Source organism: Fenollaria massiliensis, assembly GCF_023347705.1.
Lineage (GTDB): Bacteria > Bacillota > Clostridia > Tissierellales > Peptoniphilaceae > Fenollaria > Fenollaria massiliensis.
Genome location: NZ_CP096649.1, coordinates 813,463 through 835,288, shown reverse-complemented (window position 1 = coordinate 835,288; position 21,826 = coordinate 813,463). Strand labels below are relative to the sequence as shown.

Below are 21,826 nucleotides of genomic sequence, written 5' to 3'. Positions count from 1 at the left end.
GATATGGATAATTATGAAGAAATAATCGATAATTTTTCATTTGATGATGACTATGGAGAAGATGGAATCAAGGCTCCAATCGTTTCTATAGAGAACTTAAATCTAGTTAGTAATAACTTTTACAGTGTAAATTTAGATAATGAAGACTTGGTAAATTCTATTGCTAAAGCATCTAAGACTAATGGCATATTTGCTGTTTATCAGCTAAAAGCAAACAGAAAGACTATATCTAGTACTAAGTCTGTCTACGAAATTGGCGTACTTGCTGAGATTGAATCCATAGTTCCAAATAATAAATATATGAAGATGAACTTTAGAACTCTTTCTAAGGTTTATTTAAGTGATGTTTTTAAGAGCGATGGCATTGTTTATGGTCATCTTATTAAATTAAATGATGAGAATGACTATTCATTTGACAATCCTGAAAATATTACATATTCTGGAGTTGTTAAAAGTGCTCTTGACAAGTTAAATGCCTTGATTATGGAGAATCAATCAAGTAAAGACAGGATAGAGCCAAATACTGTAGATTATAATGTATTTTTGGATAGTATATTCTCAAGACTAGATATTGACAAAAAAATTACTCAAGAATATATCAATGCTAACGATAAAAAAGAAAGAACTAAGATAGTTATTGATACTATAAATAAATCCATAGTTACTGTAGAAGTATTAAAAACACTGCAAGATAAAACTAAAGATGCTATGGACAAAAATCAAAAAGATTACATCCTTCATGAGCAATTAAAAATTATTAAAAATGAACTAAATGCTGATAAATCAGGAGCTAAAAATATTTTCGATGCTTATAGAAATGATATCAAAAAGCTAAAAGCTCCAAAAGAAGTTGAGGAGAAGGCTTTTAAGGAGATAGAAAAGCTCGAGCAAACACCACTAACATCGCCTGATTATCCTTCAACGCTTCAATATATTGAGCTAATTAAGGATCTTCCTTGGAACACTAGAACTAAGGATACAAAAGATTTAAAACTAGCTAAGGAAATCCTTGACAGAGATCACTATGGCTTAAAAGATGTTAAGGACAGGATACTTGAGTACCTTGCAATACTTAATAATAAGAAGGCTATAAAGGGATCAATAATTTGTTTTGTTGGTCCTCCAGGAGTTGGTAAGACTTCTATTGCTAATTCTATAGCGAATGCAACTAATAGAAATTTTGTTAGGATGTCACTAGGCGGCATCAAGGATGAAGCTGACATTAGGGGCCACATGAGGACTTATGTGGGATCTATGCCAGGAAGAATAATTTCTTTAATGAAGAAGGCTAGGTCAAAAAATCCAGTATTTTTATTTGATGAAATTGATAAGATTGGCCAAGACTTTAGAGGAGATCCATCAAGCGCCTTACTAGAAGTGCTTGACAGCTCACAAAATAGTGATTTTACTGATAGATACTTAGAGCTTCCTTATGATTTATCAGAAGTTTTATTTATTACAACTGCAAATTCGTTAGATACTATACCAGAAGCCTTACTAGATAGACTTGAAATTATAAGGATAGAAGGCTATACTGACGAAGAAAAACTTAATATAGCTAAAAAATATCTAGTACCAAAATCTTTAGAAAATGCTGGACTAAATAAAGATGCGATAAAATTTGAAGATGAAGCACTTTATAGACTTATCGATAATTACACAAGAGAGTCTGGTGTGAGAGAGCTTGAAAGAAAAGTTCAATCTATAATTAGAAAATTAGTTTATAAAAAATATATGGAAGATGATTTAATCAAAAAAGTTGATGTAAAAACTGTTGATAAATTATTAGAAGGACCAATATTTGAATATAACTTAGTTGACAAAAAAGATAGTGTTGGCAAAGCTGTGGGACTTGCTTGGACTAGGGTAGGTGGCGATACCATAAACGTAGAGGCGCAATTAATGCCGGGCGATGGTAAATTAAATATTACTGGTAATCTTGGAAAAGTTATGCAAGAATCTTGTCAATTAGCCATCAGCTACTTAAAGGCAAATTATGAATATTATAATATTGATAAGAAAAAGTTTAAAGACTTTGATATACATGTTCACGTTCCAGAAGGAGCCATACCAAAGGATGGTCCAAGCGCTGGTATTACAATAACTACAGCGATATTATCTGCACTTACAGATCAAAAGATTAACAGATACTTTGCAATGACAGGCGAAATTACACTTTTAGGAAACGTACTTGCAATTGGCGGGCTAAAAGAAAAGGCTCTTGCAGCTAAGAGAATGAAGATAAAGGACCTTATACTTCCAATGGAAAATAAAAAGGACTTTGAAAAACTTCCAAAAAATATTAAAGAAAGCTTAAATGTACACTATGTTAATAATTTTAAAGAACTTAGTAAAATTATATTTATAGATGGTGATAAAGATGCTTAAGATTAATGAACCATTCCTAGAGAGGATGGCTGTTGATGAGAAAAGTTATCCAAAAGATGGACTTAAAGAAATCGTTTTAGTTGGCAGAAGTAATGTTGGAAAGAGCTCATTTATAAATGCACTTACTAACAGAAAAAAACTTGCATATACATCATCTTCACCAGGAAAGACTAGAACCATAAACTTTTATAATATTGATAATATGTTTAGAATTGTTGACCTTCCCGGATATGGTTATGCTAAGATATCGATGAGCGAAAGGGAAAAATGGAAGAAAATTATCGAAGAGTACCTTGTTAAATCACAAAATATTGCTTTAATCTGTCAAATAATTGATGTTAGGCACGAGCCAACAAAATTAGATTTGATGATGTATGATTATATTCAATCAACAGGTACTGATTATCTCATCATTGCTAATAAGCTTGATAAACTAAAATCATCACAGATATTAAAACAAATTAGCATTATTAAGAAATCTTTAATTAATCTTGAAAAGGATAGCTTAATACCATTCTCCTCGCAAGATAAAAGGGGAGTAAAAGAAGTTTTAAATAAATTTGAGGAAATAATCTAATAATTAAGGCGATCGTTTTGATCGTCTTTTTTATAACGCAAAAAGGTCAAGCAATAATGCCTGACCTTTTTATGTACTAGGTACATATTGATAAAAACCGAATCGTTTCAGCTTTTAAATTTTAGTTACATTTTAGTAAACATGTCTTTACCAACACCGCAAACTGGGCATACCCAATCATCAGGGATGTCTTCGAAAGCTGTTCCTGGAGCTATACCTCCGTCTGGATCACCAACTTCAGGATCATAAACGTAACCGCATGCATCGCATTCGTATTTGTCCATAATGCTACCTCCTTCCTTTCGAGATATTTATACCCAAAAGATATTATTTCTAACAATATGTTATTAATTTATTTTAGCGGGTATAAATAGACTAGTAGAGGAATGATATAATGTATAAATTTTATGGAACGGTATCTTCAAATATTGAGAGTGTTGAAGTATTTGTTGACAGAATAGTAGAAAATCTATATGAGTATCTGCCTAATGAAATGATTTTTAACATTAGGCTTGTTCTTAATGAGCTTTTGTTAAATTCAGCATCACATGGCAATCAATACAGCAAGGACAAGAAGGTTAAACTATACATATCAATAGATAATGAGACTATCAAATTAAGAGTAGAGGATGAGGGCGCTGGCACTTTAAGTATTTGTTCAAACAAAGAAGTTTGTAATCTTGGAGGAAGAGGTCTTAAGATAGTTGAGGCTTTGACGGATAAAGTGGCTAGACTCGACCATGGAATAAAGTGCACTATTTTTTCAAGCTTTCTTGATCATAGGAGCTAAAATACTTGTAATTATTATAAAAAAGTATTATAATAAAAGGTAGTGTTTAGGAGGAATAATATGTTAAGAGAAGATTTAAGAAATATAGCAATCATAGCTCACGTTGACCATGGCAAAACAACCCTAGTTGACCAAATGCTTAGACAATCAGGTACATTTAGAGAAAATCAAGTTGTACAAGACAGAGTTATGGACTCTGGTGACCTTGAAAAAGAGCGTGGAATTACTATACTTTCAAAAAATACAGCCGTTATACATAACGGTAAAAAGATAAATATCATAGATACACCAGGCCATGCTGACTTCGGAGGAGAAGTAGAGAGAGTTTTAAAGATGGTTAATGGTGTTGTTTTAGTTGTTGATGCTTTTGAAGGACCTATGCCACAAACAAAATTTGTATTAAAGAAGGCATTCGAACTTAATCTACCTGTTATAGTTTGTATAAACAAGATAGATAGACCAGAAGCTAGACCAGTTGAAGTTGTTGATGAGGTTTTAGATTTATTTATAGAATTAGGCGCTGAAGATGAAGCACTAGAAGCACCTTTTATCTTTGCATCAGCTAAAAAAGGGTATGCTACAAATCAAGTTACTATAGAAAAAGATAATATGGATGATTTATTCGATGCAATTATTGAGCATATACCAGCTCCTGAATCCAATGAAGAAGAGCCACTACAATTACTTATATCTACTATCGATTACAATGACTATGTAGGTAGAATCGGTATAGGTAAAATTGAAAGAGGTACTATTAAAAATGGTGCTGAGGCTGTCTTAGTTAATAAGCTTCATCCAGAAATGAAAAGAAAAGTTAAGATAGGTAAATTATATGAGTTCATTGGTCTTGATAAGGTCGAAACAAATGAGCAAAAGGGCGGGGCAATTGTTGCCGTTACTGGTATTGAAGATATATCTATAGGCGACACTATAGCTGATCCTGAATGTCCAGAAGCTCTTGACTTTGTTAAAATCTCTGAGCCAACCATCTCTATGAATTTCATAGTAAATGATTCACCATTTGCAGGAAGAGAAGGTAAATATGTAACATCAAGACAAATAAAAGCAAGACTTGAAAAAGAATTACAATCAAATGTATCTTTAAGAGTTGAAGAAACTGATTCGACGGATGCATTTAAGGTATCAGGAAGAGGGGAGCTTCACTTATCAGTTTTAGTTGAAACAATGAGAAGAGAAGAATATGAGCTTCAATTATCAAAACCACAAGTATTATTTAAAACTGATGAGAACGGCAAAAAACTTGAGCCAATGGAAAAAGTTACTGTAGACGTATCTGAAGAATTTGTTGGAGCAGTTATAGATAAATTATCAAGAAGAAAAGCTGAATTACAAGAGATGAAAGAAAACTCAGCTGGCTACTCGAGACTTATATTTAAAATGCCTGCAAGAGGCTTAATTGGATATAGAAGCGAGTTTATGACTGATACACACGGTGAAGGCATTATTAACTCAATCTTTTTGGGATATGAGCCATACAAGGGAGAAATACCTACAAGAACAACTGGCTCACTTATTGCTTTTGAAACTGGTGTAGCATCAAGCTATGGACTAAATATAGCTCAAGGAAGAGGTATATTATTTATTGGACCACAAACTGAAGTTTATGAAGGCATGGTAGTTGGAGAAAATCCAAAGGGCCTTGATATAGAAGTTAACGTTACTAAGAAAAAACAAATGACAAATACAAGAGCTGCAGGCTCAGATGATGCAATCAGACTTAGCCCTCCAAGAATACTATCACTTGAAGAAGCACTTGAATTTATTGAAGATGACGAACTTATTGAAGTAACACCAAAGTCTATAAGAATAAGAAAGAAAATACTAGATACTAATAAGAGGTACAAATCAAAGAATACTAAGAAATAGGAGATAATGCGATGGATATCTCATTACAAGTTTTGATAGGTTATATATTAAACTTGCTTTTAGGATTGTTTATTGTTTTTAAGGAAAGAAAGAATATAAAGTCAACATGGCTGTGGTTAATGATACTACTGTATTTGCCATTTGTTGGCTTTATACTTTATATGTTCTTTGGCCTTGATTACAGAAAAATGAAAACTTTTGATGAAAAGATGATGCTTGATCAGAAAGAGAAAAAAATTGTTGAAAATCAAAAGAAATTTTTTGCGCTTACAAAGTCTGAGGATTTAAATTCAGATCAAAAAGAGCTTATAAATTTGTGCCTATCAACATGCGATGCTACTTTTACTGATTATAATGATGTAAAATTTTATTTCGATGGAAAAGATAAATTTAAAGATTTATTTGAAGACGTAATTAAGGCTCAAGAGTATATTTATATAGAATATTATATTTTTAAGACAGATAAATTAGGAAGAAAGTTTATCAATCTTCTAAATCAAAAGCTTAAAGAAGGGGTAGAAGTTAGAATCTTAGTTGATGCTGTTGGATCAAGAAGCATTAGAAAGAAGTATTTTAGAGAATTTAAAAAGCTTGGAGGACAGATTGACTCATTCTTTCCATTGTTCTTCTCTAAATTTACAACAAGATTTAACTATAGAAATCATAGAAAGATAGTTATAATAGATGGTAAAATCGCATATAGTGGCGGTTTTAACGTCGGCAATGAATATATAAGCAAAAGTAAAAAATTTGGTTTCTGGAGAGATACTCATTTTAGACTAACAGGGGATATAGTTGAAGAGTATTTAAGAAGGTTTAACTTTGATTATAGATTTGCAACTGGAATTAAAGCTGATGGAGAATATTATAAAGACCATGATGAGAAGACTTTAAACAGTATGCAGCTTGTAACCTCAGGACCAGACTCAATGTTTGAAAACATAAAGAACGTTTATCTAAAAATGATAAGTACTGCAAAAACTAGACTTTGGATACAAAGTCCGTACTTTATTCCGGATGATTCAATATTTGAGGCGATAAGGATAGCTGCTTTATCAGGTGTTGATGTTAGAATAATGATACCAAATAAACCTGATCACATCTTTGTTTATTGGGCAACACTAAGTCATGTAGGACAGCTATTAGAAGATAACATCAAGGTATATCAATATGAGAACGGTTTTTTACATTCTAAGCAAGTTATAAAAGATGATGATATATGTACAGTTGGAACAGCTAATTTTGATATTAGAAGTTTTTCACTAAATTTTGAAGCTAATCTAATATTTTATGATCAAAATACAAATAAACTACTTAGCGAACAGTTTTTGAAAGATATTGAAAAATCATCTTTATTAACACTTGAAAAGTATAATAAGAGAAGTAGAATCGTTAAAATAAAGGAATCAATATCAAGATTATTATCACCAGGACTATAATTTATAGTCCTTTTTATTGTATAAATACTAATTAAACTATAAAAAATATCTATGTTTATCATATAAAACCTTGCTTAAATAAAGAATATGTGGTATAATAACTTTAAGCGTGATGCTTAAAACCAATAAAATTTAATAGGAGGTGTTTTAAGTTTGGATAAGTTTTTATCAGGCGAAGTATTGATTGCAGCTCTTCTTGCAATAGTAGTCGGAGCTATCATAGGATATATACTTAGAAAGATTATAGGCGAAAAGAAGATTAAAAGCGCTGAAATTGAATCAAGTAGAATTATCGAAGAAGCAAAGACAAAGGCAAGTCAAGAGGCAAAAGAAAAGATACTATCCGCTAAAGAAGAAATTCACAAACTAAGAAATGACCTCGACAAAGAAGCAAAAGAAAAAGAAATCGAACTGAAAAAATCGGAAAAAAGATTGATCAACAAAGAAGAAAATCTTGATAAGAGAACACAATCTTATGAAAAGAAAGAAGAACAACTTAAAAACAAGATGAACTCATTAAGCAAGAAGGAAGAAGAAGTTGAACAATTAATTGAAGAAAGAAGAAAAGAAGTTGAGCGCGTTTCTAAAATGACTACTCAAGAGGCTAAAGACATAATCTTGGATGAAGTTAAGAAAGAAATGACTCACGAGTGTGCTGCTTATATTAGGCAAGCAACTTACGATGCAAAAGAAGAAGCACAAAAGAATGCTAGAGAAATCATAGCAGATGCTATTCAAAAGAACGCTTCAGACTATGTAACTGAAGTTAGTGTCAATGTTGTTAATCTACCAAATGATGAGATGAAGGGAAGAATCATCGGTAGAGAAGGTAGAAATATAAGAACACTAGAAACTTTAACTGGGGTAGATCTAATTATAGACGATACACCGGAAGCAGTAGTATTATCAAGTTTTGACCCAATTAGAAGAGAGATTTGCAAAATTGCTTTGGAAAAACTTATAGCTGACGGAAGAATTCATCCAGCTAGGATTGAAGAGATGGTCAACAAGGCTAAGGTCGAGGTAGAGACAGTTATAAAAGAAGAAGGAGAAAGAGCCGTTATCGAAGCTGGTGTACGTAACTTACATCCTGAGCTAGTAAAACTATTAGGTAGACTTAAATTTAGAACAAGTTATGGTCAAAATGTTCTAGAACATTCTATAGAAGTTGCTAAAATATCAGCAACTATTGCAGAAGAGCTAGGAGCAGACATAAGACTTGCTAGAAGAGGAGGTTTACTTCATGATATAGGTAAATCCATTGACCAACAAATGGAAGGAAGTCATGTTGAAATAGGTGTAAATGCTTGCAAGAGATATAAGGAAAACAAAGAAGTTCTAAACATTATCGGTTCACACCATGGCGATGAAGAACCTACAACAGTCGAAGCTGTTATAGTTCAAGCCGCAGATGCAATATCCGCTGCAAGACCAGGTGCTAGAAGAGAAACATTAGAATCATACATCAAGAGACTAGAAACACTAGAAGGTATAGCAAACTCATTCGAAGGTATCGAAAAATCTTATGCTATACAAGCTGGTAGAGAAATTAGGATAATGGTTAAACCTGAAGTTATAGATGAAGATAAAATGCTTTTAATGAGCCGCGATATTGCTAAACAAATTGAAGAAAATTTGGAATATCCAGGTCAAATAAAAGTTACTGTCATTAGAGAAACAAGAAGTACTGATTACGCTAAATAGTATTTAAATAAAATGTGTAGATGAAATGTCTACACATTTTTTGTTTGTCTAAATAATAAATAATAAAGTATAAATTATAAATTTATACTAAAAGTAAATATCTATAATTATAAAATTTGATAAAAAAGTTTTGACATTTATATAAAAGGGTGGTATAATAGAAATAAATAAAATGTCGCTAAATATAAATTTAGTGACATAAATACATAATATCGAAAGGGGCTCCAAATATATGGCAATTACACAAAAAAATGATCCTAACTATATAAAAGACTTTTTAGGATATTTAAAATCAGTTAAAGGTTTATCTGTTAATACTATCCAAAGTTATTATTACGACTTAAAATCTTTCCTTAACTTTGTCGCTATTCGTCTAGAAATTTTAGATCAAAACGATGAATATTATTATACATCTGTCACTATTGATGATATTAAAAGGCTTCAAATTAATGACCTATATGCTTTTATATCCTATGCTGATGAAGATCTTGATAATACTAATTATGGTAAATATAGAAAAGCTGCTGTAGTTCATGCTCTATACTCTTATCTAATGAAGGTTAATCTAATTGATAATAACGTTGCAAATGAATTAGAAATGCCTAAAATTGATCAGCGTCTACCCATATATTTAACTCTAAATCAATGCGAAACACTATTAAATACTATTATGAAAAATGAAAATAATGAAATGCGTAATCGTGATTATGCCATAATTATGCTGTTTTTAAACTGCGGTTTACGTATTTCTGAGCTTACTAGCCTTAATTTAGACTCTATTAATGAGAATAGATACATCAATGTAGTTGGTAAAGGCAATAAAGAAAGACAATTATATTTAAATGATGCTACTTTTAGTGCAATAAAGGACTATATAGAACTAAGACCAAAAGATGTCAAAGAAAGCGATAAACACGCCCTATTCATCTCTCAAAAGAAGGTTCGTATGTCAAATCGCGCAGTTCAGTACATGTTTGATAAGTATTTACTGGAGGCTGGTCTTGATAAAAATAAGTTTACTGTGCACAAATTAAGACATACTGCCGCTACCCTTATGTATAAGTATGGCTCGGTTGATATAAGGTCACTTCAAGAGATACTTGGCCATACATCAGTTGCCACAACACAGATATATACACATCTTGATAACAGTACTCTTAAGAAATCAATTGAAAATAATCCACTTGCCAATAGAAAAAAGTATTAGATTCGCTCTAATACTTTTATTTTTCTCATATTATATTATAAGGATATCTTCCCTGCGTCTACTAGGTCTTGTAAGGCTATCATAAGGCCTAATTTACCTTGTTCTAATGACATTGATCCTTGGAAATATGCGATATATGGCTCTCTTATCGGACCATCTGCTGATATCTCTATGGAAGAGCCATCTATAAAGCTACCAGAAGCCATGATTATCTTGTTCTCATAGCCGGGCATGTCCCAAGGCTCAGGTGTTAAGAATGAGTCAACGCAAGCTGCTTTTTGTATTGATTTACAGAACTTAATAAGTATATCTGGATCTTTGAACTTTATTGCGCAAACTATGTCTGATTTGTGCTCGTCAAATTCTGGTGTACAATCAAAGCCAAGCTTTTTAAATACATAAGAAAATAAACTTTGTGTCTTTAATGCTTCACATACTACTCTTGGAGACATGTATAAGCCTTGTAGTGTTGTTCTAAGAGTTCCGTAAGATAAGCCAAGTTCTTTACCCAAGCCAGGCGCATATAAGCGGTCTGCAGCTAGCTCTATTAAATCTTTTCTACCTACTAAGTAGCCACCTCCTAAACTTATGCCGGCACCAAGATTTTTAAGAAGTGATCCAGCTATGATATCTGCGCCGATATCTGTTGGTTCAATACTGTCAGTAAATTCACCATAACAATTGTCATACATGATAACAATGTCCGGATGCTTATCTTTAAACTTAAGCATATCATCTTTTATTGCGTGTAGATTGATAGCTTTTCTAAATTCGTATCCAATCGACCTTTGCACAACAATTGCTCTGGTATTTTTACTTATTTTCGCTTCTAAGGCCTCAAAATCAATCGTAGCGCCTTTTAGTTCTACTTGGCTATACATTATACCTTTCTTCATTAAAGAGTCACTTAAATCGCCAACTAAGCCTATACTTTTTTGTATAGTGTCATAAGGAGCTCCAGTAACGTATATAAATTCATCTCCGTAGTTTAAAACTGAAGCAAGCATTATATATATAGCGTGAGTGCCTGAAACTATAGAAGTTCTTACTAAAGCATCTTCTGCATTAAAGATGTCTTTGAAAATCTCTTCAATTTTATCTCTACCGATGTCACCATAACCGTAGCCAGTAGCAAAATAAAAGTCTGATGCAGCTAGGTTATTTTTTTGCATGGCATGTATAACCTTTATTTGATTAATCTCTTTATTCTTTTCATATTCTTTATATGTTTCACTCAATTCATCACTTGCGTCATTAACTAAATTTATGACAGCGTCTGACAAATCGTACTTTTTGTAAATATTATTCATTCTTCCACCTTTTTTTAATATCTTTATATATTGTTTGGACTGTTTGCTCTATATCATCAAAGTTCATATCAATGAAATTAGCTTCGCCTTCACGTCTAAACCATGTTAATTGTCTTTTTGCATAGTTCCTAGACTTTTGCTTGATAAGTTCAACAGCTCTTTCATAAGTAATTTCTCCTTGTAGATAGCTTATAAGTTCTTTATATCCAATAGCTAAAAGAGCTCTATTTGAAGCGATTTCATTTGGACTCATATCCTTGATAATGTATTTAACTTCATTTAAAAGACCAGCTTCAAGCATTTTGTCGACTCTTTTGTTTATTCTATCGTATAAAAGTTCTCTATCTGTTTGAAGTATATATATAAGCTTATCATAGTCATCATTGTATTCTCTGAAATTTTTATTTTCTTCGCTGTACTTGTTGCCACTCTTATATATAACCTCTAAAGCTCTAATGATCCTAAAAGTATCGTTTATGCTGAGCTTTTCTGCACATTCTGGATCTAGCTCTTTTAATTTATTATATAAATATTCATTGCCATATTTATTTGCATCATTATTTATTTTTTCTCTAAGCTCTTTATCTTCAGCTTCGCTGCTAAAATCAAGCTTATATAATAAGGAATTAATATATAAACCTGTTCCACCTATGATTATAGGGATTATTCCACGCTCATTCATATCACTAATTAGCTTTTTTGCCTTCTTTTGATAATCGTATACAGAGAAATTATCATGAATGCTAACTTCATCTATCATGTGATGCTTAACGTCAGACATCTCTTCATCAGTAACTTTTGCTGTACCTATGCTCATTTCTTTATATATTTGCATTGAGTCTGATGAGATTATCTCAGCATTTTCAAGTTTTTTAGCAAGCTCAACAGCGACCTTTGATTTACCAATACCAGTCGGGCCTGAAATTACTATTATTTTTTCTTTCATTATTGTATCCTAAAAAACATCTTTTCAATCATATTCTTCTTCAGTATAACCATACTTGGTCTACCGTGAGGACATGTTGTCGGATATTTACATTTCTTAAGGTCTTCAATAAGTTTGTCTATCTCGATGTTTGATATTTTATCTCCAGCTTTGATAGCGTTTTTACAAGCATACTTCATAATCTTTTCAACCTTATAGTCATAGATATTAGTTTTTTCATCATCAAGTATACCGATTATATCTTTAATTAAGTCTAGGCTATAATTACCACCAAATATTATAGGCATACTTCTAACAACTACATTATGATCAGGATATATATCTATAGTAAAACCAAACTTATTAAGTAGAGCCATATTTTCTTTTATAGTTTCTTCTTCGTTAACTGTTAGTTTCACTGGAGAGACAGCTTCTATAAACTGTGAATTTACCTTAGAATTTCTAAACTTTTCAGTGAACTCTTCATATAATATCCTCTCATGAGCAGCATGTTGATCAATCATAACAACGAAGTCGTTATTGTAGTCATAAAGCAGTATAAAAGTATTGAACAAAACGCCTTCTATCTTATACGCGTCAAGTATATTGATATCGTCCATAAGTATTTTATTATTATCTTCTTTAGCTTCATCATCAAATATTAAAAACTCTTCATAATTTTGTTTAGATTCTTTAATATTATTATTTCTATCTTGCAATAAATTTATGTCATTTATGAACTCTTCATCATCAAAAACTGGTATATCTGCATTATTTTCATCTAAATTATTTATTTCACCCTCAGTAAATTCATCGTCATATATATCATCATTAGATTTAGCATAATTTGTATTATCTATATCATTAATATCCTCTTCATAAGTAATTTTTACTGCATCATCACTTTTTTCTTCATCTTTTTCCACTATATTTAGCTTAGTCTCCTCTTCCCTTTCATCTTTTTTATCTGAAAAGGCAATTTTAAGCTCAACATCATTATTTATTATACGTTTTAGATTTGAGTTTAATAAGACTAGTAGCTCATCCATATCTTGTATTTTAACTTCAGTCTTAGCTGGATGTATGTTAACATCAAGCATACTTGGGTCTATATCTATAAATAAGAAAAAGACTGGAAATCTATTTAGTGGTATAGTAGATTTATACGCTTCGTTTATTACTTTATTAATAGTTTCATTCCTAACAGTTCTATTGTTTATATATAAAAGCTGATTCTTTTTATTGCTTCTATATAGAAGATTATTTGAAATATATCCTCTAATTTTAAATTTATCGCTACTAATATTAACTTCTTTCATATTAATAGCCGTATCATAGCCATAAAGACTGTTAATCCTTTCGTATAAGCTTTGATTACTAAATAAATCAAAGATGACCTTATCATTATTCATATATTTAAAGCCAATAGCTGGATTTGCTATAGCAAGTTTATAAAGAAGATCATTTATAAGATTTGATTCATAAGTATCTTTCTTCAAAAACTTCTTTCTTGCAGGAATATTATAGAAGATATCTTCGACAATGATTGATGTGCCTTTATTGGTGGATATATTTTCTATCCTTTTATTCCCATTAAAAAAGCTTATTTTAGAGCCAATCTCTTCTTCTTCAGTCTTGCTTATCAAGCTAACATTGCTTATAGCCTTGATGCTCGCCAAAGCTTCGCCTCTAAAGCCCATAGTGTGTATCCTATACAAATCATCAACATTTTCGATTTTGCTTGTAGAGTGCTTAATAAAGGCAAGATTAACGTCTTCTCTGTTAATTCCGCTGCCATTATCAGAAATTGATATCTTTCTCTTGCCACCATCATATATCTTGATAATGATATTAGTAGCGCCAGCATCTATTGAATTTTCAACAAGTTCTTTGACAACTGAGACTGGTCTTTCTATAACCTCGCCAGCAGCTATCTTATCAACAGTTTCTTTTGATAATACTTTTATCATCTAATCACCTATTTTTTTTGCTTTTTCAATTATCTTATTTAACTCGTTTAGAGCATCCATTGGAGTCATTGAATTTATGTTTATAGCCTTGATTGAATCTACATAAGATCTGTATTTGTATTCATCTAAGCTAATATTTGTACTTTCTTTCTCTTTTTTTCTAACACTTAGGTCTTGGTATTCAAGTCTATCCATCATCTCTTGAGCGCTTGAAATAACGTCATCATTGATACCGCTAAGCTTTGCTACATATATACCGTAGCTTTTATCTTGCGCTTCATTCTTTATCTTTCTTAAAAATATTAAATCTTCGCCATCTTCTAATATATCCATAGATATTTGCTCAACATTTTTAAAGCCTTCAGTTAAATGAGGTATTTCGTGGTAATGAGTACTGAAAATTGTTTTAGCCTTGATTTTCTTAGATATATACTCAAGTATTGCAAAGGCTATGGATAAGCCATCGTTAGTGCTAGTGCCTCTACCAACTTCGTCTAGAACGATGAAACTATCTTTTGTAGCAAATTTTAATATTTCATTTACTTCTTTCATCTCAACCATAAAAGTTGAGTTACCTCTTGATATATCATCTGAAGCACCTATCCTAGTAAATATCCTATCTACAATAGGTAGTTTCGCTTCACTCGCTGGAACGAAGCTTCCTATTTGATTTAGATATAAAGATATTGCAATCTGCCTCATATAAGTCGATTTACCGCTCATATTTGGCCCTGTGATGACTTTTATATACTTATTGGTATCAAAGTATGCATCGTTCTCTATAAAGGCTGTATCTTTGAGGTTCTTCTCAATTACAGGATGTCTTGAATTTTTTAGTACAAGATTGTCATCAGATATACTTGCTCTTACATATTTATTTTTTCTTGCAATATATGCAAGATTAACTATAAAATCAAGATAAGCAATTTTTTCACTTAAATTTTTTATTCTAGATAAGCTATCTAATAATTTATTCTTTATATCATTAAATAACTCTTTTTCAAGCGATTCAAATTTATCTTTCGCTGTAAGTATCTCTGTTTCAAGCGCCTTAAGCTCTTCGGTAATAAATCTTTCACTATTAACAAGAGTAGCTCTCTTAATAAAGTAGTCTGGAACCATATTTAAATTTGATTTAGTTACTTCGTAGAAATATCCAAGAATTTTATTGTATTTTATTTTAAGATTTTTAATTTTAGTATTTTTTCTATCTTTATCCTCAAGTAAAAGTATTTCCTTTAAAGAATCATTTTGAAGGCTTCTGTATTTATCAAGCTCTGAGTTGTAATTAAGCTTAATTATATAGTCACTATCCATAGAATCTATAGCGATATCTATAAGCTTAACTATGTCATCTAAGGCAAAAAATTTAAAATTATTTCGAATATTTTCATCTTTTATAAGCGCTACAGCATTTTCAGAATATATAATGTAGTCTTTAAGCCTTAGCATATCCTGTTTTGTAACAGTCATCTCATTGATTCTGTTAGAAATTCTGTCTACGTCACGAATATTTTTAAGATAATTTCTAATACCAGTCATTTCTATTTCATTTTTATAAAAATACTCTACTAAATCAAGTCTTTCGTTTATATCACTAGCGTTAATAAGTGGCTTAAGCATAGCATTTTTGAGATATCTAAGACCCATAGCCGTTTTGGTATCATTAAGTATATCAAATAAAGTTTTTGACTTAGTATTGTATGATGAATCTATCTCAAGATTTAGTCTAGTTTGATCATCTAGAATCATGGTTTTAACATCATCATTGATATTTTCAAATTTAAAATGCTTCAAATCATTTTTTTGAGTATATTCAAGATAAGATATAAGATAATATATAGCAATTATCTTTCTATAATCATTTTTCTTAAGATTTATATTGTGATTTTCTTTTAAGATAGATATGATATCATCAAGATTATTATCAATCTTATAAGTCTTTACATATTCTAGTGACTTTTTGCCGAAATACTTAATAAGGTTTTCAAGTTCTGGATAATCATCATTAATAAAAACTTCGGCAACATTATACTTGAATATGCTGTCAACTATGTCATAAACGCTGCTCTTAAGCTTATAATCATGAGCATCGATATCACCAGTTAAGTAGTCACACTTAACTATTGATGCACCCATATCGTCAATATAAAGGTAAATTATATATTTATTAAGTTCTTCTCCGCTTGATGAAGTACCTGGTGTAACTATCTTAACAATATCTCTTTTGACAAGGCCTTGAGCTAGCTTTGGGTCCTCAACTTGATCAACTATAACAACTTTTTTACTCATTTGACCAAGTTTATTGATATAAAAATCAACTGCTTTAGCTGGCACACCGCACATAGGAGCTCTCTCATCTAGTCCGCAGTCACGTCCTGTTAAGACTAAATCAAGCAGCTCGCTCGCTTCAATCGCGTCGTCAAAAAACATTTCAAAAAAATCACCAATCCTATACATAACTATAGCATCTTGATTCTTTTCCTTAAGTTCTACATACTCCCTCATCATAGGAGATAATTTGTCTTTATCTATCTTCAACTTTCTCACCATTTAAAGAAAATGATTTAACATCATTTATTTTTACTTTAACAATATTGCCAATGTCTTCCTCATTAGCTTTAAAGTTAACTAATTTAAACTCTTCAGATCTACCTGAGTAGAAATTGTCATCTTTTGAAGAAGTTCCTTCTACTAATACATTAAGTGTTTTGCCTAAATATTTTTTATTTTTTTCTAAGCTAATATCGTTTTGCACTTCAATAAGTCTTTGTAGTCTTGCATTTTTAATATCATCAGGAACTTGATTTTTCATCTTAGCAGCAAGAGTACCAGGTCTAGTTGAGTATATAAAAGTAAATGCTTGATCATAGCCTACCCTTTTAATTAAATCAATGGTATCATCAAAATCAGTATCACTTTCATCAGGAAATCCAACGATGATGTCTGTTGATAAGGCTATATCTCTTTTTAGAGACTTTATCATATCAATTTTTTCTAAATAATCTTCTCTAGTATACTTTCTATTCATAAGCTTAAGTATTCTATCAGAGCCTGATTGCACAGGTATATGCAAAAATGGCATTAACTTATCTATCTCATCAAAAGCATATATAAGTTCTTTAGATATATCCTTAGGATGCGATGTCATGAATCTGATTCTTTCAAGCCCATCTATATCAGCAATTTTATATATAAGTTCAGCAAAAGAAATTTGAGGGTCTAAAGTTTTTCCATAAGAGTTAACATTTTGTCCAAGTAGAGTTACTTCTTTAACGCCACTATTAACAAGATGCTTGACTTCAGCGATTATATCTTTTGCGTCTCTTGATACCTCCCTGCCTCTTGTGTATGGTACAATGCAATATGTACAAAAATTATCGCAACCATACATAATATTGACATAAGATTTGAAATTATATTTTCTATTTTGGCCAATTGTTTCTCTTGTCTTTAGATTAATGGAATCAATGTTAACAACTTGTTTTTTAGTAGATAGATGCTCTTCAAGCAAATCTTCTAATATTGCAATGGAATTAGTTCCAAATATGATATCTACATGCTTGAACTTATCTTCTAAGAATTGTCTCGATGAGTCGATTTCCATAACACAGCCGCAAACCATGATAATCTTTTCTAAATTTTTAGCTTCCATTGTATGTTTTAAATCACCAAGATTACCTATAAGTTTATTTTCAGCGTTTTGTCTGACGGCACAGGTATTGAATATGACTATATCAGCATCCTCCATATTGTTAGTCTCTACAAAACCTTCTTTAGATAAAATCCAGCTTATGGATTCGCTGTCGCGTTCATTCATTTGGCAGCCATAAGTTCTAATCATAAAACTTGGTGATTTATTGTATTTATTTTGATAATCATTTATATATTTTAATATACTTTTCAATATTTGTCTAACTCCTAACTAATTAAAGGCACGCCTAGGCGTGCCTTTAAAAATCAATTATTATTGTTCTTCAGATTCAGAATTTTCTATTGCATTTTTAAATAACGCACCCATATCTTCAGATAAATCATCTTCTTGTACAGGTAACTCTTTTGCTTCAGCTTCCTTTACTTCGTGTTTTTCTTCAACTTCGTGTTTTTCTTCTTCATGAACTTCTTCAGCTACTGGAGCTTCTTCTTCATGTTCTTCTTGAACTGGTTCTTCAAGTCTTCTCTTAGATACACTTACCTTTTTGTCGTCATGAATTTCTGTAATCATAACATCGAAGCGATCGCCAACTTTTAATACATCCTTTGGATCATTAACTCTCTTATGAGAAATTTGTGAAACGTGTAGTAAAGCGTCTACGCCTTCCATGATTCTAACGAAAGCGCCATATGATTCAATATTAACAACTTCAACTTCAACAACATCACCTACATGGTATTTTTCAGTAAATACTGACCATGGTTCAGGTACTGTTTGTTTTAATCCAAGTGAAATTCTGTTCTTTTCTTTATCTACTGATAAGACTTTAACTTCAATTTCTTGGCCTTGTTTTAAAACATCCTTAGGATTTCTAATTCTGCCCCATGTAAGGTCTGTGATGTGAACTAAGCCATCAACTCCGCCTAGGTCTATGAAAGCACCATAATCAACGATTCTTGCTACAGTTCCTTTAATTATTTCGCCTTCTTTAATATTTTCCCAAGCTTCTTCTCTCTTCTTGTCAAGCTCTTGTTTTTCAACAGCTTTTCTTGAGAATACTAATCTTCTCTTATTTATATCAACGTCAATAATTACAACGTCTAAAGTTTGTCCAACAAATTCTTCAAGATTTTCTTTATATCTAACTGATACTAGTGAAGCTGGTATAAATCCTTGAATTCCTTCATAGCTAACAATCAAACCACCCTTAGTAAGTGATTTAACTTTTACAGAAACTATTTCGTTTCTGTCTTTAACTTCTTCAATCTTGTCCCAAACTTCCATTTCTTTCAATTTCTTAGTTGATAGAACAACATTACCTTCACCGTCGTCAATCTTAACTACATAAACTTTGATCTTATCACCTTGTTTATATAGATCCTTTGGATTAACGTCTTCTTCAGCTAGGTCTTCTTTTTTAATAATACCGTCGCTTCTGAAGTTGATGTTTACACTAACATCGTTGTCAGTTACATAAAGAACTTCGCCTTCAATGATTTCGCCTCTTGATATTCTTTTGAAAGAATCATCAATTGCCTTTATCATTTCATCTTTTTTTGTTTCTTTAGCATCCTCCTTTTTCATTGTTTCTTCGTGGTTTAAATTTTCCATTACTTTAATTGCCTCCTTAATTATATCATCAGGCGCCGAAGCACCTGCTGTAATACCAATTTTATAATCTGGTTTTATTAAACTCATGTCCAGCTCATGAATATTTTCAAGTAAATATGTTTTTGGATTTATATTCTTTGAGATTTCATATAGCTTTTTTGTATTTGAGCTAAAATTTGATCCAAAGACCAAAACTACATCTACTTTCTTTGCAAGCTCTCTAACTGCATTTTGTCTGTTTTCAGTAGCATTGCATATAGTGTTAAATACAAGTACATCCTCATTATGCTCCGTTATGTATTTTGACATCTGATCAAATTTATCATAAATAAATGTTGATTGAGCAAAAACTGCAAGATGCTTTAAGCCAATAATATCTTTTGCTTCATCAAAATCTTTAATTACTATTGCCTTTGATTTTGAATGAGATACTATAGCTTTTACTTCTGGATGTTCTTTATCACCAGCTATAATAATATTATAACCTATATTTGAATATTTTTCCACTAATTCGTGAATTTTTTTTACTTTTATACAAGTTGTATCACAAATATTTTTATGATTTTCTTCTAAAAACTTAGTATTTTCAACTGTTTCACCATGTGCGCGTATGATAATATTATTTGAAAAAATTTTTTTATAATCATCAATTTGTTTAAGTCCTAGACGATTAAACTCATCAATCACAGTTTTATTGTGTACTAAATCACCAACAATTTCTGCATCTTTATGCTTTTCCAAGAAATCATTCGCTTTTTTTACAGCTAAACGAACGCCAGAACAAAAACCATAATATTTTGCTAAATATATCTTCATTATAATGACAATATCCTTTTCATTAAGTTTTCAGAGAAATCTCCTTCCAATTGTTCGTATTCATCTACATTAATTATTTCTCCAAAAGTAATTTTTACTTTAGAAAAAAGTTTATAGTTTGTTTCAATATGGCATGGAATTATATTTGTGCCAGTTCTTTTAGCAATTAAGTGTATTCCTTCTTTAGCTTTGGCTGTTCCATCAACATTTCTAGTGCCTTCTGGGAAGAAAATTAAATTATTACCATTCTTAAGTGTTCTCATAACATCTTTTATTGCTTTGATATCTGCTTTTTCTCTATCAACTTTTATAGCGTTTGACTTAGTAAGCACAAATCTCATAAATGGATTTTCATAAAGCTCTTTTTTTGCAAAGAAAGCCACATTGGTTCCAAGATTCATAGCTAAAAATATTGGGTCCCAATTTGATCTATGATTACCAGCCAATATAAAATTATTTTCTTGATTCAAATTTTCTTTACCTTTAATATCAAATCTAAAGCATAAGTGTCCGATTATTATACCAATAAATCTAATTATTTTATACATTATTTATCTCCATTAATATACGATAGCATCAATTCTACTGTTTCTTCAATATTTTTATCATCTGTGTTAACTTCAATAGCGTCACTCGCTTTTACTAATGGGTCTACTTCTCTATGTGAGTCATAGTCATCTCTACGAATTAAATCGTTCTTTATATCTTCAAAATTAACTTCTAAGCCTTTTTCTAGATATTCTTTATATCTTCTTTTTGCTCTAACATCAGCAGATGCAGTTAAAAAAAACTTGTAATTAGCATCCTTTAAAACAACTGTACCAATGTCACGTCCATCCATGATTACAGATGATTTTGAAGCAATTTCTTTTTGAAGGCTAACTAATCTTTTTCTTACGTCTCTATATTGACAAACATAAGAAACATTTTTATCAATTAGCTCATTTCTAATTTTATCGTCAACACAAAGTCCATCGAGAAAGATGTGATTTTCAAAATAATCTATCTTTGTCTTATCAGCTATAGACGTAACATCTTCTTCTGATTTAGGATCAATATTATTATTTAGAACCTTCAATGTTAAAGCTCTATACATTGAACCTGTGTCTACATAGTTTATTTTAAGTTTTTGTGCTAATAACTTTGCTATAGTGCTCTTGCCAGCACTAGTTGGTCCGTCTATTGCGATTTTAATATTATTGTCCATGTATTTATCCTTTCTTAAAGATTTTGTTTTGCCTAAATAAATATCGGTTTTATTTATATCATCATTATAAAATACAGTAGTTCTTATAACACCTTGCATTTGGCCTTCTACAAGCATTTCATTTAAGCATATAAGTGCTGTATCATTAAGACCAATGTATCTCGCTGCAAGTGCTGGATATGCCTTATCAATATCTTGAGTCGCTGTAAATAAAATACATTTTATTTCTGTTTTATCTAATTTATTTAATTTTATTATTTCCTCTAATAAAATTTTGCTTTGATTAATTATTGAACTCGCTGTATTTTGAGCATCTACTGCTCCTCTAATCGCTATCATA

Annotated in this window: 16 protein-coding genes; 7 read left to right on the top strand and 9 right to left on the bottom strand. The window is 31.0% G+C overall.

Annotation, left to right across the window (positions count from 1 at the left end; translation table 11 throughout):
* Positions 1-3: 3 nt before the first annotated feature.
* Positions 4-2,388 (top strand): endopeptidase La, encoded by a 2,385-nt coding sequence (gene lon, locus M1R53_RS04295; RefSeq protein ID WP_249242101.1) that lies wholly within the window; start codon positions 4-6, stop codon positions 2,386-2,388.
* Positions 2,381-2,965 carry a ribosome biogenesis GTP-binding protein YihA/YsxC gene (gene yihA, locus M1R53_RS04290; protein WP_019213584.1) on the top strand — a complete coding sequence of 195 codons (585 nt, stop codon included), beginning with the start codon at positions 2,381-2,383 and terminating at the stop codon, positions 2,963-2,965. Before lon ends, yihA begins: the two co-directional genes overlap by 8 nt.
* 125 nt (positions 2,966-3,090) lie before the next feature.
* On the opposite strand, the gene rd is transcribed toward yihA, so the two are convergent.
* Positions 3,091-3,249: a rubredoxin gene (gene rd / locus M1R53_RS04285; protein WP_249242100.1), complete on the bottom strand. Its 159-nt coding sequence runs from the start codon at positions 3,247-3,249 to the stop codon at positions 3,091-3,093.
* 110 nt (positions 3,250-3,359) lie between these two features.
* On the opposite strand from rd, the gene M1R53_RS04280 reads away from it, so the two are divergent.
* From M1R53_RS04280 to M1R53_RS04260, 5 genes are all read left to right on the top strand, one after another.
* Positions 3,360-3,755 (top strand): ATP-binding protein, encoded by a 396-nt coding sequence (locus M1R53_RS04280; RefSeq protein ID WP_085840159.1) that lies wholly within the window; start codon positions 3,360-3,362, stop codon positions 3,753-3,755.
* A 60-nt stretch (positions 3,756-3,815) separates the two neighbouring features.
* Complete coding sequence (typA, locus tag M1R53_RS04275; RefSeq protein ID WP_249242099.1) at positions 3,816-5,642, top strand: translational GTPase TypA; 1,827 nt, start codon at positions 3,816-3,818, stop codon at positions 5,640-5,642.
* A gap of 11 nt (positions 5,643-5,653) precedes the next feature.
* Positions 5,654-7,081: a cardiolipin synthase gene (gene cls / locus M1R53_RS04270; protein WP_249242098.1), complete on the top strand. Its 1,428-nt coding sequence runs from the start codon at positions 5,654-5,656 to the stop codon at positions 7,079-7,081.
* 153 nt (positions 7,082-7,234) lie between these two features.
* Complete coding sequence (gene rny / locus M1R53_RS04265) at positions 7,235-8,785, top strand: ribonuclease Y (RefSeq protein WP_249242097.1); 1,551 nt, start codon at positions 7,235-7,237, stop codon at positions 8,783-8,785.
* A gap of 232 nt (positions 8,786-9,017) precedes the next feature.
* Complete coding sequence (locus tag M1R53_RS04260; RefSeq protein ID WP_070599841.1) at positions 9,018-9,992, top strand: tyrosine recombinase XerC; 975 nt, start codon at positions 9,018-9,020, stop codon at positions 9,990-9,992.
* Positions 9,993-10,027: 35 nt separating this feature from the next.
* Here M1R53_RS04260 and M1R53_RS04255 read toward each other — a convergent pair whose 3' ends face one another.
* The 8 genes from M1R53_RS04255 to cmk form a co-directional block, all read right to left on the bottom strand.
* Positions 10,028-11,302 carry a methionine gamma-lyase family protein gene (locus M1R53_RS04255; protein ID WP_249242096.1) on the bottom strand — a complete coding sequence of 425 codons (1,275 nt, stop codon included), beginning with the start codon at positions 11,300-11,302 and terminating at the stop codon, positions 10,028-10,030.
* Positions 11,295-12,248 carry a tRNA (adenosine(37)-N6)-dimethylallyltransferase MiaA gene (gene miaA, locus M1R53_RS04250; RefSeq protein ID WP_249242095.1) on the bottom strand — a complete coding sequence of 318 codons (954 nt, stop codon included), beginning with the start codon at positions 12,246-12,248 and terminating at the stop codon, positions 11,295-11,297. The genes M1R53_RS04255 and miaA overlap by 8 nt, the downstream gene beginning before the upstream one ends.
* The gene (gene mutL, locus M1R53_RS04245) at positions 12,248-14,197 is read right to left on the bottom strand and encodes a DNA mismatch repair endonuclease MutL (protein WP_249242094.1); all 1,950 of its coding nucleotides are present in this window, start codon (positions 14,195-14,197) and stop codon (positions 12,248-12,250) included. Before mutL ends, miaA begins: the two co-directional genes overlap by 1 nt.
* Positions 14,198-16,738 (bottom strand): DNA mismatch repair protein MutS, encoded by a 2,541-nt coding sequence (gene mutS, locus M1R53_RS04240; RefSeq protein WP_249242093.1) that lies wholly within the window; start codon positions 16,736-16,738, stop codon positions 14,198-14,200.
* Complete coding sequence (gene miaB, locus M1R53_RS04235) at positions 16,725-18,083, bottom strand: tRNA (N6-isopentenyl adenosine(37)-C2)-methylthiotransferase MiaB (RefSeq protein ID WP_428979554.1); 1,359 nt, start codon at positions 18,081-18,083, stop codon at positions 16,725-16,727. Before miaB ends, mutS begins: the two co-directional genes overlap by 14 nt.
* Positions 18,084-18,164: 81 nt before the next feature.
* Positions 18,165-20,279: a bifunctional 4-hydroxy-3-methylbut-2-enyl diphosphate reductase/30S ribosomal protein S1 gene (locus M1R53_RS04230; RefSeq protein ID WP_249242091.1), complete on the bottom strand. Its 2,115-nt coding sequence runs from the start codon at positions 20,277-20,279 to the stop codon at positions 18,165-18,167.
* Positions 20,279-20,827 carry a lysophospholipid acyltransferase family protein gene (locus M1R53_RS04225; RefSeq protein WP_249242090.1) on the bottom strand — a complete coding sequence of 183 codons (549 nt, stop codon included), beginning with the start codon at positions 20,825-20,827 and terminating at the stop codon, positions 20,279-20,281. Before M1R53_RS04225 ends, M1R53_RS04230 begins: the two co-directional genes overlap by 1 nt.
* Complete coding sequence (cmk, locus tag M1R53_RS04220) at positions 20,827-21,825, bottom strand: (d)CMP kinase (RefSeq protein WP_346428859.1); 999 nt, start codon at positions 21,823-21,825, stop codon at positions 20,827-20,829. The genes M1R53_RS04225 and cmk overlap by 1 nt, the downstream gene beginning before the upstream one ends.
* Between the last annotated feature and the right edge of the window lies 1 nt (position 21,826).